General features: G+C 60.9%; 14 protein-coding genes. 8 read left to right on the forward strand and 6 right to left on the reverse strand.

Annotated features, from left to right (window positions below):
- Nucleotides 1–35 precede the first annotated feature (35 nt).
- Nucleotides 36–545, reverse strand: coding sequence for a DUF1993 domain-containing protein (locus BLU46_RS03120; RefSeq protein WP_088423220.1), 510 nt, complete (start codon nt 543–545; stop codon nt 36–38).
- 126 nt (nt 546–671) lie between these two features.
- Between BLU46_RS03120 and BLU46_RS03125 the strand changes: the two genes are divergently transcribed.
- A complete protein-coding gene (locus BLU46_RS03125; RefSeq protein WP_063031273.1) occupies nt 672–1,319 on the forward strand; it encodes a YceH family protein in 648 nt (215 codons plus the stop codon).
- A 98-nt stretch (nt 1,320–1,417) separates the two neighbouring features.
- On the opposite strand, the gene BLU46_RS03130 is transcribed toward BLU46_RS03125, so the two are convergent.
- Nucleotides 1,418–2,236 carry a shikimate 5-dehydrogenase gene (locus BLU46_RS03130; RefSeq protein ID WP_093198471.1) on the reverse strand — a complete coding sequence of 273 codons (819 nt, stop codon included), beginning with the start codon at nt 2,234–2,236 and terminating at the stop codon, nt 1,418–1,420.
- 241 nt (nt 2,237–2,477) lie between these two features.
- Here BLU46_RS03130 and BLU46_RS03135 point away from each other — a divergent pair, with 241 nt between their 5' ends.
- The 3 genes from BLU46_RS03135 (at nt 2,478) to BLU46_RS03145 (ending at nt 3,538) form a co-directional block, all read left to right on the forward strand.
- Nucleotides 2,478–2,831 (forward strand): hypothetical protein, encoded by a 354-nt coding sequence (locus BLU46_RS03135; protein ID WP_093198476.1) that lies wholly within the window; start codon nt 2,478–2,480, stop codon nt 2,829–2,831.
- A gap of 232 nt (nt 2,832–3,063) precedes the next feature.
- Nucleotides 3,064–3,258: a hypothetical protein gene (locus BLU46_RS03140; RefSeq protein ID WP_003211226.1), complete on the forward strand. Its 195-nt coding sequence runs from the start codon at nt 3,064–3,066 to the stop codon at nt 3,256–3,258.
- Nucleotides 3,259–3,358: 100 nt separating this feature from the next.
- Complete coding sequence (locus tag BLU46_RS03145) at nt 3,359–3,538, forward strand: hypothetical protein (RefSeq protein ID WP_017475504.1); 180 nt, start codon at nt 3,359–3,361, stop codon at nt 3,536–3,538.
- Here the strand turns inward: BLU46_RS03145 and BLU46_RS03150 are convergent.
- Nucleotides 3,535–4,596 (reverse strand): AI-2E family transporter, encoded by a 1,062-nt coding sequence (locus BLU46_RS03150; RefSeq protein WP_063031278.1) that lies wholly within the window; start codon nt 4,594–4,596, stop codon nt 3,535–3,537. The two genes, BLU46_RS03145 and BLU46_RS03150, sit on opposite strands and share 4 nt — an antisense overlap.
- 149 nt (nt 4,597–4,745) lie before the next feature.
- Here BLU46_RS03150 and trhP point away from each other — a divergent pair, with 149 nt between their 5' ends.
- The 4 genes from trhP (at nt 4,746) to BLU46_RS03170 (ending at nt 11,612) form a co-directional block, all read left to right on the forward strand.
- Complete coding sequence (trhP, locus tag BLU46_RS03155; RefSeq protein WP_093198481.1) at nt 4,746–6,065, forward strand: prephenate-dependent tRNA uridine(34) hydroxylase TrhP; 1,320 nt, start codon at nt 4,746–4,748, stop codon at nt 6,063–6,065.
- 80 nt (nt 6,066–6,145) lie between these two features.
- The gene (locus BLU46_RS03160; protein WP_063031283.1) at nt 6,146–7,387 is read left to right on the forward strand and encodes an exonuclease SbcCD subunit D C-terminal domain-containing protein; all 1,242 of its coding nucleotides are present in this window, start codon (nt 6,146–6,148) and stop codon (nt 7,385–7,387) included.
- On the forward strand, nt 7,384–11,022 hold the full coding sequence (locus BLU46_RS03165; RefSeq protein WP_093198486.1) for an AAA family ATPase: 3,639 nt from the start codon (nt 7,384–7,386) through the stop codon (nt 11,020–11,022). Before BLU46_RS03160 ends, BLU46_RS03165 begins: the two co-directional genes overlap by 4 nt.
- On the forward strand, nt 11,019–11,612 hold the full coding sequence (locus tag BLU46_RS03170; protein WP_093198491.1) for a glutathione S-transferase: 594 nt from the start codon (nt 11,019–11,021) through the stop codon (nt 11,610–11,612). Before BLU46_RS03165 ends, BLU46_RS03170 begins: the two co-directional genes overlap by 4 nt.
- A gap of 136 nt (nt 11,613–11,748) precedes the next feature.
- Here BLU46_RS03170 and BLU46_RS03175 read toward each other — a convergent pair whose 3' ends face one another.
- The 3 genes from BLU46_RS03175 to BLU46_RS03185 form a co-directional block, all read right to left on the reverse strand.
- Nucleotides 11,749–11,928: a hypothetical protein gene (locus BLU46_RS03175; protein WP_017475510.1), complete on the reverse strand. Its 180-nt coding sequence runs from the start codon at nt 11,926–11,928 to the stop codon at nt 11,749–11,751.
- Between the two features lie 156 nt (nt 11,929–12,084).
- Entirely contained in the window at nt 12,085–13,260 is a 1,176-nt protein-coding gene (locus BLU46_RS03180) for a lactonase family protein (protein WP_093198496.1), read from the reverse strand.
- On the reverse strand, nt 13,247–13,543 hold the full coding sequence (locus BLU46_RS03185) for a DUF5629 family protein (RefSeq protein ID WP_010172342.1): 297 nt from the start codon (nt 13,541–13,543) through the stop codon (nt 13,247–13,249). The genes BLU46_RS03180 and BLU46_RS03185 overlap by 14 nt, the downstream gene beginning before the upstream one ends.
- Between the last annotated feature and the right edge of the window lie 12 nt (nt 13,544–13,555).

Raw genomic sequence — 13,555 nt, forward strand, 5'->3', positions numbered from 1 at the left:
AATGAACTGCCCCGGGCTTTTTTACGCCTTAAGGCTTAGAACGCGCCCATGTAGTCGCGCTTGCCCACTTCCACACCGTTGTGACGCAGCAAGGCGTAAGCGGTGGTGACGTGGAAGAAGAACTGCGGCAGGCCGTAGCTCAGCAGGTACGACTGGCCGCTGAAGCGCTTCTCTTTCGGCGTGCCAGGGCGAGTGACGATTTCGATGCCTTCTTTGCCGTCGACCTGAGCCGGGGTGATGGTGTCGATAAACGCCAGGACCTTGGCGATCAGCGCTTGCAGGTCGGCGAAGGTCACTTCTGTATCGTCGTATTTCGGAACTTCGATTTCAGCCAGGCGGGCAGAAACGCCTTTGGCGAAGTCGACAGCGATCTGCACCTGACGCACCAGCGGGAACATGTCCGGGTACAGGCGTGCTTGCAGGAAGGCGTTCGGGTCGATGTTCTTGGCGGTGGCGTGGGCTTCGGCCTTGTTCAGCACATCGCTCAGGGCGTTGAGCATTTGCTTGAAGACCGGGAGGGAAGCGGCGTACAGGGAAATAGTCATGACAGTCTCGACAGTTGTGGCAGGGTTTGAAACAGCGGCGATTATAGACATGCCGGCCGCCAGCGCCGCTTGTCTTTTATTTTTTCAGGATTAGGCTAGTGGGCTCACTGCATTAGGGAAAGCGCGATGACCACCGAGCACGACACCACTTCCGAAGAGCCGCGCCTGAACAGCACGGAAATCCGCATCCTGGGCTGCCTGATCGAAAAACAGGCCACCAGCCCTGAAACCTACCCGTTGACCCTCAACGCGCTGGTGATCGCCTGCAACCAGAAAACCAGCCGTGAACCGGTGATGAACCTCAGCCAGGGCCAGGTCGGCCAGAGCCTGCGGGCCCTGGAAGGTCGCGGGTTTACCCGGCTGGTGATGGGCAGCCGCGCCGACCGCTGGGAGCATCGGGTGGACAAGGCCCTGGAACTGGTGCCGGCCCAGGTGATTCTCAGTGGGCTGTTGTTCCTGCGGGGGCCGCAGACGGTCAACGAACTGCTGACCCGCAGCGGGCGCATGCACGAATTTGAAGACACCGAGCAAGTGGTGCATCAACTGGAACGCCTGATTGCCCGTGGGCTGGCGTTGTTGGTGCCGCGCCAGTCGGGGCAGCGGGAAGATCGGTACATGCACGCCTTGGGCGACCCGGCGGACATTGAAGCGATCCTGGCGGCACGTGGGAATCCGGTGGAGCGTGGTGCGGGAAGTGGGGTTTCCCTGGAGCGTATCGAAGAGCTGGAAGCGCGGATTGTGGCGCTGGAAGAGCGCCTTTCGCGGCTAGAGTAATGTTTGTGGTGAGTGAGCTTTGGTAGGGAGGGAGCTCCCTCGCCACAAAAGCTCCCTATCCACAGCAAGCTCCCTCGCCACACAGTCAGCGGTGATGCTCAGCTTCGCGCAAACGCCACCGCCGCCTGAAACTGCGCATCCGTCGGCCGTACGCCGGTGTACAGCACAAACTGCTCCAAGGCCTGGATGGCGATCACTTCCAAACCGGTGATCACGCGTTTGCCCTGGTCGCGGCCGCGCAGGATCAGCGGCGTTTCCGAGGGAATCGCCACCACATCGAATACGGTCTCGGCCGCATCAATGGCATCAGCCTCAAACGCCAACTGATCTGCTTCCGCCCCTCCGGTCATGCCAATCGGCGTCACGTTGACCAGCATCTGCGGGCGCAAGACACCCAACTGCGCCTGCCACTCATACCCCAGGCTCTGGGCCAGCGCCCGGCCCGCCACTTCATTACGCGCCACAATCACGCCCTTGGCATAACCGCCATCGCGCAACGCACTGGCCACCGCCTTGGCCATACCACCGCTGCCGCGCAGGGCGAAAGTCGAGTCCTTGGGCACTTCGTGCTTGCGCAGCAGTTGCTCGATGGCGATGTAGTCGGTGTTGTAGGCCTTCAAATGCCCATTGGTGTTGACGATGGTATTGATCGACGCAATGGCCCGCGCCGAATCATCCAGCTCGTCCACCAGGGCAATGCACGCCTCCTTGAACGGCATCGACACGCCACACCCACGAATGCCCAACGCACGAATGCCACCGACGGCGCCTGGCAGGTCCTGGCTGCTGAAGGCCTTGTAGTAGAAATTCAGCCCCAACTGCTCGTACAGGTGGTTATGAAAACGCAGGCCAAAGTTCCCGGGGCGCGCCGACAGTGACATGCACAGTTGGGTGTCCTTGTTGGGGTTCATCTGCATCGGTAACTCCTTGAAGCCCTTCCAGAGGCGGTTTCGGATAGACGGAATACCCGCGCCGGCGGGTTGTCGTGGATCATACGCACTGTGCCCGGCCGCTTGTGTAAGCCAACCGATACAGACCTTACACAACCTTTACCTATAGGCCGTGCTGTTTTTTAGAAATACGCTGTCTTAAAAGTATCCCCGCGACAATCCTTGAGTCTATTGATTGCAGACCATGAGCGCTGGGGCTAACCGAGGAATGACCATGATTCGTAAACTCCCCAAGATCGCCTTGCTTATCGGCGCACTCGCTATAGCAGGACAAGCCTCCGCCCACGGTGGTGGTTGGGGTGCTCCGCTTGCACTGGGTGCCGTTGTCGGTGCAGTGGTAGGCGGCTCGATCGTTGCCAGCCAGCAGCAACCGGTCTACGTGCAACAGCCGGTGTATGTCCAGCCGCAGCCGGTGTATGCCGCTCCGCCGCCGGTCTATTACGCTCCGCCACCGCCGGTGTATGTGCAGCAACGGGTTTATTACCGCCCGGCACCGGTCTATTACGGCCCACCGCGGGGCTACTACGGCCATCCACACGGCTATTATGGTCGCGGTTGGTAAGCATGAACTGACACACCTGAACAGGCTCCGCCCTAAAAGCGGGGCCTTTTTTTGGCCTGTTGGTCTGAATAAATCTCGCCAAGGTCGTAATAAGGACAATGGCTGTGGCCAAATCCCACATCATTGATCTCAATTGACGCTTGCCCGAACCGGGTCTGCGCTGTCATGTTTGTGTCTTAAAAGGCCTCCACTATCAACACTGTCCAGTCAATAACAACAAGGACGATTGACCATGCCCACGCAAAACCCCCATCGCACCGCCGGCCTCTGCACCTCAAGCAAGGTCTATAGCGTACTGACCGAACTCAAGGCCCTGGAAGGCCATCGCAACGCCAAGTTCCTGTCCTTGCTGACGGAAAACCTGGTGCGCAAGGGTCTGCTCAGTGAACAGGAAGTGGTGCACATGCTCGACCAGGTTGTCGACTGATTGATCGCTCGATAACAGTGATGTCGACTATCGAGCGGGTTAATTTTCACTTAAGGCCTGCACACCGTAATGTCACCTCCATAGCGTCTTGGAGGTCATCATGCCCACTATTCAAATCATGTCCGTTATCGGCAGTGCCGTTCCCGCCCCTCTCCGGGAGCTGGGTTTGCTCGCCTGCTGGTACCTGGTACGCGATGGCGAACCCATCAGCGGCCCACTCACCTCGTTGCCAGCCGCCCAGGCCCTGTCGGTCAGGATGGCCCATTGTTTTCATGCCTAAGGCAATTGAACCCGCGGTTTGGTTTCGACAAACAGCGCCCAGCTGGACATGAACAACGCAGCAATCAACGGGCCGATGACAAACCCGTTCAGGCCAAAGATCGACAGGCCGCCCAAGGTTGAGATAAGGATCAGGTAATCCGGCATACGGGTGTCCTTGCCCACCAGGATGGGCCTCAACACATTGTCCACCAGCCCGATCACAAACACCCCGAACAGCGCCAGCACCACGCCTTGCCAGGTCGACCCGCTGAGCAGGAAATACGCCGCCACCGGCCCCCACACAATCCCCGCGCCCACCGCCGGCAGCAGCGACAGAAACGCCATCAATACCGCCCAGAGCAACGCGCTGGGAATGTCCAGAAACCAGAAGATCAAACCACCCAACGCCCCTTGCGTGACCGCCACCAGCACGTTGCCTTTCACCGTGGCCCGCACCACCCGGTTGAACTTCAATTGCAGGCGACGCTTCTGCGGTTCGGCCAGCGGCACTGCGGTGCGCACCTTGCGTACCAGCTCCGGACCGTCGCGCAGCAGGAAGTACAGCAAGTACAGCATGATGAAAAAGCTCACCAGGAAATCAAACGTGCCCTGGCCGAAGCTGAACGCCTGGGTCGCAAAAAACTGGCTGCCCTGCATCGCGCTCTTGACGATCTTCTCCCGCAGGCCTTCCAGGTTACCCATGCCGAAGCGGTCCAGCAGATGCTGGAAATACGGTGGCAGGAAATTCTTGAACTGCTCGATGTAACCGGCAACGTCGAGCTTGCCGCTCTCGACGTTCTTGTAAAGCGTCGCGCCCTCCTGCACCAGCAAGGCACTGGTGATGATCACCGGCAAAATCGCGATCACCAGGCACACCGTCAGGGTTGCCAGGGAGGTGAAGTTGCGGTTCCAGCCAAAACGTTGCTGGAAGCGCCGTTGCATGGGCGCAAAGATGATCCCCAGGATCACCGCCCAGAACACCGCGCCGTAGAACGGCAGCAAAATCCAGATAAACGCGATGGTCACCAGGGCGAGCAGTAACAGCAGGGTTTTGAATTGCAAGTTGGTTTGGTTCATGTCCGATCCATGTCTAAAACACCAGACGCTCATGTGCGCCTTGATGTTTAGTCCGCTGCAAATCCCGCGAGTGCCCTACTTATTAGACCTGGATCAATAAACCCCGTGCTCGCCCCGGCTACCCTGCCGCCCTTTTGCGACCCGAACCCATGCCTCCCGTTATCGCCCCCGAACTGCTCGCCCCCGCCGGCACCCTGAAAAACATGCGTTACGCCTTTGCCTACGGCGCCGATGCCGTCTACGCCGGGCAACCGCGCTACAGCCTACGGGTGCGCAATAACGAGTTCGACCACGCCAACCTCGCCCTCGGCATCCAGGAAGCCCAGGCCCAGGGCAAGCGGTTCTACGTGGTGGTCAATATCGCGCCCCACAACGCCAAGCTGAAAACCTTCCTCAAGGACCTCGCCCCGGTGATCGCCATGGGCCCGGACGCGCTGATCATGTCCGACCCGGGCCTGATCATGCTGGTACGCCGGCACTTCCCGCACATGCCGATCCACCTGTCGGTACAGGCCAATACGGTGAACTGGGCCAGCGTCGAGTTCTGGCAGGCCCAAGGCATCTGCCGGATCATCCTGTCCCGGGAGCTGTCGCTGGAGGAGATCGAGGAAATCCGCCAGCACGTCCCCGCCATGGAGCTGGAAGTGTTTGTGCACGGCGCGCTGTGCATGGCCTATTCCGGGCGCTGCCTGCTGTCGGGCTACATGAACAAACGCGACGCCAACCAAGGCACCTGCACCAACGCCTGCCGCTGGAAATACCAGGCCACACCTGCGGTGGAAAACGCCGTTGGCGACATCGTTCAGCAGTACGCGCCCGAGCCGACCCTGGGCCTCGGCGCGCCCACTGACCAGGTGTTCCTGTTGCAGGAGGCCAACCGCCCTGACGAGCAGATGCCCGCCTTCGAAGACGAGCACGGCACCTACATCATGAACGCCAAGGACCTGCGAGCGGTGCAGCACGTCGAGCGGCTGACGCGCATGGGCGTGCATTCGCTGAAGATCGAAGGCCGCACCAAATCCCACTTCTACTGCGCCCGCACCACCCAGGTGTATCGCCAGGCCATCGACGACGCAGTGGCCGGGCGCGACTTTGACCGGGGTTTGATGACCAACCTCGAATCCCTGGCCCAGCGCGGCTACACCGAAGGTTTCCTGCGCCGACACGTGCATGATGAATACCAGAACTACCAAAACGGCAGCTCGGTGTCTGAACGTCAGCAGTTCGTCGGCGAGCTGACCGGTGAACGGCGCGGTGAGCTGGCCGAGGTCAAGGTGAAGAACCGGTTTGCCGTGGGCAATCACCTGGAACTGATGACCCCAACGGGGAATTTCCACTTTGACCTGGCCACGCTGCACAACGCCAAGGGCGAGGCTATCGAGGTGGCGCCGGGCGACGGCCATACGGTGTATCTGCCGATCCCGGCGGAAATGGACCTGAGATTCGGGCTTTTGATGCGGGATGTTTAAGCATTAGCACAGTAGAATTGGCGGTTATGCGTACCGCCACCCTGTCTTGAGCGGTCACCCTCTTTTTTACGGAGATCGCCTTGCGTCTGTTTCACACCTCCGACTGGCACCTTGGGCAAAACCTGCACGGCCAGGAACGCGACTTCGAACACGCCTGCTTCCTCGACTGGCTGCTGGGCCAGTTGGGCCTGCATCGCCCGGATGTGCTGCTGATCGCCGGCGATATTTTCGACACGGTCAACCCGCCGCTCAAGGCCCAGGAGCGGCTGTATGACTTCATCATCAGCGCCCACGAGCAAAACCCCGCACTGACCATCGTGATGATCGCCGGCAACCACGACTCCGGCTCGCGCATCGAACTGCCGGCGCCGTTGATGCGCCGCCTGCGTACCCACGCCCTGGGCCGGGTGCTGTGGCTGGATGACGGGCAATTGGATGTCGAACGCCTGCTGATTCCGTTGCCCAGTGCCGACGGTGAAATCGCCGGCTGGTGCCTGGCCCTGCCCTTCCTGCGCCCGGCCGAAGTGACCGGCGCGCAATTGGGGGACGATTACCTGCGGGGCATCGGCCAGGTTCATGAATGGCTCATCGCCGCTGCCAACGCCAAGCGCCAACCGGGCCAGGCACTGGTTGCCATCAGCCATGCGCACATGGCCGGCGGTTCGGTGTCGGAAGATTCCGAGCGCAGCCTGATCATCGGCAATGCCGAAGCGCTGCCCGCCAGCCTGTTTGATGCCAGCGTCAGCTACGTGGCCCTCGGCCATTTGCACAAACCCCAGCGGGTGAATGGCGAGGAGCGTATTCGCTACTGCGGCTCGCCGATTCCACTGTCGTTTTCGGAAATCGGCTACCAGCACCAGATCCTCGATGTGCAACTGGACGGCGAAACCCTGGTCAGCGTCGAATCCCGCCTGATCCCGCGCTCGGTCAACTTGCAACGTCTGGAAGCCGCCCCCCTGGCCGACATCCTCAAGCAACTGGCCGAGCTGCCCGACATTGACCTGCTGGCCGAAACCCAGCGCCAACCGTGGCTGGAAGTGCGGGTGCGCCTCGACGAACCGCAACCCGACCTGCGCCAGCAAGTGGAAAACGCCCTGCAAGGCAAGGCCGTGCGCCTGGTGCGCATCGCCGCTGAATACGCAGGCAGCGGAGGCCGTGAAGACAGCCAGGAAGACCGCCTGATCGAACTCGACCAGCTCACGCCCCAGGAATTGTTCAGCCGCGCCTGGCAGGAAAGTTACGGCAGTGAAGTGGACGAACAGACCCTGAAGGACTTCGCCGTGCTGCTCCAGGAAGTGCAACAGGAGGGCGAACAGCCATGAAGATCCTCGCCATTCGCCTGAAAAACCTTGCCTCCCTGGCCGGGCCGTTTGAAATCGACTTTACCGCCGAGCCCTTGGCCAGTGCCGGGCTGTTCGCGATTACCGGGCCCACGGGTGCCGGTAAAAGTACCTTGCTTGATGCACTGTGCCTGGCGCTGTTTGGCGCCGTGCCACGCCTGGGGGATACCGGCCAGGCAAAAATGCCGGATGCCGACACCGATATTTCCATCGGTGACCCACGCACCCTGATTCGCCGGGGCACTGGCGGCGGTTATGCCGAAGTGGATTTTGTCGGCGTCAGCGGCCGTCGCTACCGCGCCCGCTGGGAAGCCAACCGCGCCCGGGACAAGGCCAGCGGCAAGCTGCAAGCCAGCCGGCAAAGCTTGATCGACCTGGACAGCGAGCAACTGCTGGCCAGCCAGAAAACCGAATACAAGACCCAGCTGGAACTGGCCCTGGGCCTGAACTTCGAGCAGTTCACCCGCGCGGTATTGCTCGCGCAAAGTGAATTCAGCGCCTTCCTCAAAGCCAACGACAATGAGCGCAGCGAACTGCTGGAAAAGCTCACCGACACTGCGCTCTACACCCAACTCGGTCGCCGCGCCTTCGACAAGGCCAAGGATGCACGGGACGCCCACAAACACCTGCAAGACCAGGCCACCGGCGTCACCCCGCTGGCCCCTGAAGCCCGCGCCGAGCTGGACGAACAACTGACTGCCGCCCAGCAGCAGCTCAAGACCCAGCAGGCGCAGCTCAAGCAGCTTGAGCTGCAGCACACCTGGCTCAAGGAACTGCGGGAATGGCAGGAGCGCCAACAAGGCGCGGTCGAGCAACTGCAGCAGGCCCAGCAACACTGGGAAAGCCTGGGCCCACAACGCCTGGACCTCAGCCGCCTGGAGCAACTGGCACCGCAACGTCATCACTTCACGCGTCAGGCTGAACTGACCACGCAGTTGCAGCCCCTCGCCGCGCAGATCCAGCAGCACCTTGAGCAACAAACCGTGCTGCACACCCGCCAGACCCAACTGCAACAGCAGCAGGCTGAGGTGCAAACCGCTCTCGCTCAGGCCCTGAAACAACAAGCCGATGCGGTGCCCCTGCTGCGTCAGGCTTTCGAGGAACAAACCACCCTCGCCCACTTGACCCGTGAACTGGCCAGGCGCAGCGAAGAAAAACAGCTGGGCGAAGCCGCCTGCGTGGAAGGCCAGGCGGCGTTGACCGGCTTGCTCGACAAGCAAAAACTCGTCGCCGAGCGCCTGCACCGGCTGGCCGCAGAACTTGAGCGCAGTGCCGCACTTGCCCCCTTGAGCGATGCATGGAACGCCTACCGTGACCGCTTGCAACAGCTGATGCTGATCGGCAATCGCCTCAATAAAGGCCAGGCTGAACTGCCGCAGTTGGAAGAGCGCGCCACCCGCCTCGGTGAAAAGTGGACCGAGCAACGCGCAGCCCTGGACTTGCTGTACCACGAAGCCGGCGCCGAACCCCATGCGGTGGCCGAGCAGATCCAGTTGCTGGGCAGCCTGCTCCAGGACAACCGCAAGCAACATCGCGCGTTTGAAGACCTGGCGCGGCTGTGGGACAGCCATCAGCAACTGGATAGCCAGAGCCAGGCCCTGACGCAAAAGCAAACCCTCGCCCAGCAACAACGCGAACTGTTGAACCAGAGCGGCCTGCAAGCCAAGGCCGAGCTGGCCGTCGCCGAGCAGACCCTGACCGTCACCAAGCAACTGCTGGAGCGCCAGCGTTTGGCCCGCAGTGCCAGTGTCGAGGAATTGCGCGGCCAGCTTCAGGATGATCAACCATGCCCGGTCTGCGGCAGCGTCGAGCACCCGTATCACCAGCCCGAAGCAATGCTGCAAAGCCTGACTCGCCACGACGAAAGCGAAGAAGCCAACGCGCAGCAAGCCGTGGATGTGCTCAAGGAGAAACTCACCGAGCTACGCGGCGAAGTGGGCGGCCTGATCGCCCAGCAAAAGGAATTCCTGCAACAACAGGAGCAACTCGCCGGCCAGTTGCAGGCCTTGCTGCCAAGCCTTGAAGCCCATCCTCTGTCCGCCTCGCTGTTCAACCAGGACGTGGCCAAGCGTGATGCCTGGCTCGCCCAGCAACTGAGCCAACTGAGCCAGAGCCTCACCCAGGATGAACAACGCCAAGGCGCCCTGCTCAACCTGCAACAAAACGCCGGGCGTATGCAGCAACAACTGCAAGCCGCTCAGGACGCCAGCCAACAGGCGCGCCAGTTACTGATTGACCAGCAACGGGAACTGTCCAACGACCGCGAACGCCTGGACGAAGAACTCAACGCCTTCGCCAGCCTGTTGCCGAGCGAGACCCTCGACGGCCTGCGCAGCGAGCCGGCGGCGACCTTCATGCTGCTCGACCAGCAGGTCAGCCAACGCCTGGAACAGCTCGATAACCAAAAGGAAGAATTGGCCGAGCAGCTGCAGCGTCAGCAAGCCATCGAGAAAGAACAGGACCGCCAGCAACATCGCCAGCAGCAGTTGGAGACCTTGCAAAAACAGCTCGCCGAGCAAAGCGCCCTGCAACACGCCGCCGAGGAGAAACTCGCCGGCCTGCTGGGCGAAAACCCCAGCGCCGAGCACTGGCAGCAGCAACTGGACAAGGCCGTCGACCAGGCGCGCCAGCATGAGTCCGAGGCCAACCAGCAGTTGCAGGACACCCGCAACCAGTTGATCCAAGTGGCAGCCGACCTCAAGTCGCTGCAAGAGCGCCAACAGTCTCTGGAAACCGAACACGCGGCCCTCACTACGCGCCTCAGCGACTGGCGCGCCTTGCACCCGGAACTCGATGACGAAGGCCTGGCCCGCTTGGTGGCCTTCGATGAGCCGCAGGTGGTTGAGTTACGCCAGCAGCTGCAACACGGCGAAAAAGCCGTCGAACAAGCCAAGGTGTTGCTGCAAGAACGCGAACAGCGGCTCAAGGATCACCAGGCGTTGCACAATGGCAACCTTGAAGCTGAGCAACTGGACAGCGCCCTGGCCGAACTCAATGCCGCGCTGGTCATTGGCGAAAAACACTGCGCCGAACTGCGCGCCCAACAGGCCGACGACCAGCGCCGCCAGGATGCCAACCAGGCCTTGGCGGCGGAGATCGCCAAGGCTTACGAGGAATGGCAGCGCTGGGCACGCCTGAATGCGCTGATCGGTTCGGCCACTGGCGATACCTTCCGCAAGATCGCCCAGGCCTACAACCTCGACCTGCTGGTGCACCACGCCAACGTGCAACTGCGCCAACTGGTGCGCCGCTACCGCCTCAAACGCGGCGGCAGTATGCTCGGCCTGCTGGTGCTCGACACGGAGATGGGCGACGAACTGCGCTCGGTGCATTCGTTGTCGGGGGGCGAGACATTCCTCGTCTCGCTGGCCCTGGCCTTGGGCCTGGCGTCGATGGCGTCGAGTACGCTGAAGATCGAGTCGCTGTTTATCGACGAGGGCTTTGGCAGCCTCGATCCCGAGTCGCTGCAACTGGCGATGGATGCCCTCGACGGCTTGCAGGCCCAGGGCCGCAAGGTGGCGGTGATTTCCCATGTGCAGGAAATGCACGAGCGGATTCCGGTGCAGATTCAGGTCAAGCGCCAAGGCAATGGCTTGAGCACCCTGGAGGTCAAGTGAGCGAGGGGGTGTTGTATTCGTTCCGCCGCTGCCCGTATGCGATGCGGGCGCGGATGGCCCTGCGGTATTCGGGGGCGGCGGTGCAGATCATCGAGGTCAGCCTCAAGGCCAAGCCGGCTGAGATGCTGGCGTTGTCACCCAAAGGCACGGTGCCGGTGCTGAGCGTGGATGGCCGGGTGGTCGATGAAAGCCTGGCGATCATGCGCTGGGCCCTGGCGCAGAACGACCCTGAGGGTTGGTTGCTTGAGGATGATGGAGCGACGCAGGCGCTGATTGAAGAGAATGATCAGGGCTTCAAATATCAATTGGATCGATACAAGTATGCCGAGCGCTATCCGGAGCAGCCGATGGAGCATTATCGGGCCGAGGGTGAGGTGTTTTTGTCGAAGCTGGAGGGGTTGCTGGCGCAGCGGGAGTATTTGCTGGCCGGGCACTTGAGCCTGGCGGATGTGGCACTGGCACCGTTTGTGCGGCAGTTTGCGCATGTGGATCGGGAGTGGTTTGGACGGGCTCCCTATCCGCGGTTGCAGGCTTGGTTGCAGCGGTTTCTGGAGTCGCCGTTATTCATCGCCATAATGGCAAAACCCTGAGACTCAACACTATTAATGTGGGAGCTGACTTGCCTGCGATAGCGGTGCATCAGTCGACAAATCTGTTACTGATAAACCCCTATCGCAGGCAAGCCAGCTCCCACATTTGATCTTCAGCGTTTGATGAAACTAACGCTCAGTTCTGGATTTTGTGGTCCAGCGCTGCGTAGAAGTTGGCGCTTTGTTGCAGGTACTTCTGGGTGTAGGCGCTGGTGCTGGTTTTTTTGCTGCTGATTTCAACGCTGGCCGCAGCTGGCAATGCAACGGTGGCGGAAACAGCGGAAGCGGCGATGATCGAGAAGAGATTGAAGTTCATGTCGGTAACCCTTGTGTTCGGTTGGCTGAGTGGCCTGTGTTGGCCTTGGAACCAAACTTACGCCCGAGGGGTTAGCCTTAGAAATTCATTGAAACACTAGCCGCTATTAATACGATTAATACAACCAGTCAGGCCCCGCAATGCGGGGCCTGTGGCTTATTGTCGCGGCAAGAACTTGAGGTCGCTGGGAGCATCAATCGCCAATTTCCGCACGGTTTTGCCCAAAAGACCGGTCTTGGGGTCGCGCTCGACGACCACAATCTCGTTGCTCTTCTGGTTGGCGATCAGCAGAAACTTGCCGCTGGGGTCCAGGGCAAACTCCCGGGGATGGTCACCTTCCACCGAGCGGCGCTGGATCTCTTTCAACTGCGCAGTTCCCGGGTCGATGGCAAACACCAGCATCTGGTTGGCGGTGCCACGGTTGCTGACGTAGAGGAACTTGCCGTCGCTTGAGACATGCAGCGCGGCGCCGGCCTTGTCGGACACCGGCTGGCCGTCCGCAAAGTTGACCAGTTGCTTCTGGGTCAGCTTGCCATCGTTGTAGTCGAACACTGCCACTTGCGCGCTCATCTCAGTGGTCAGCCAGGCGTGCTTGCCGTCTGCGGTGAACAGCAAGTGCCGTGGGCCACTGCCCGGTGGCAATTGCACAAACGCAGGATCGGCCGGGGTCAGCGGCAATTCATGGTTGGCCTTGGGATCGTAGTGGTAGGCAAAGATCTTGTCCGCCCCCAGGTCCTGGACAAACACGTACTTGCCGTCTGGCGAAGACACCACCGAATGCACGTGATTGGACGCCTGACGCTCCGGGTTGACCCGGCTGGCCGGATGCCCACTCAACTGCACCGGCGGCGACAGCTTGCCTTCGGCGTCTACCGGCAACACCGCGAGGCTGCCGCCCGGGTCTTCCAGTACGGAATAGTTGGCCACGAACAGGTAGCGCCCATCACTGGCCAGGCTGGAATGGGTCGGCTCGTTGCCCAGGCTCTGCACCTGGTTGATCAGGGTCAGCTGATGGTTTTTCGGGTCGATACTGTAGCTGCTGACGCGCCCCACCGGGTCTTTTTGGCCTGGGCCGTTTTCATTGACCACAAACAGGTGCTTCTGGTCTTTGGACAGGGTCAGCCACGACGGGTTGGCCGCCTTGGCAGCGAGCACTGGCTGGCCGTTGAACTGCCCGGTACGGCTGTCGAACTGCAAGCGGTAGATACCTTCACTGGTGCCGGCGGTGTAGCTGCCCACCAGTAACTCATAGGTGTCCACCGGCGCGGCCTGGACCGACATTGCGCCTACGCTGCCGGCCATCAGCAGGGGCCAGAATTTACGCATCATCATCCGCTTCATCCTCGTCATTATTGTTGCCGGTGACGCCGCTCATGCAGACCAGGCGGTGTTCGCCCGAGTCACCGGTAAGGGTCCAGCTTTGCAGGGTTTGATCAAAGGTCGCCGCCTTGACTTGCTCCAGGCTGAAACTCCAGCGCTTCTCGGCACGACCGTCCATGCAGATGATCAGTAACTTCTGGTCATCCAGGCTGAAATCGAAAGTGTGCAGGCCATCGATTTCGACCATCTGGCAGTCTTCAAAAGCGTTGAGCAAGGTAGCGGTGTCGGCAGTCATAACCATCAATCA

Origin of the sequence: Pseudomonas yamanorum (genome assembly GCF_900105735.1) — a bacterium.
Taxonomy (GTDB): domain Bacteria; phylum Pseudomonadota; class Gammaproteobacteria; order Pseudomonadales; family Pseudomonadaceae; genus Aquipseudomonas; species Aquipseudomonas yamanorum.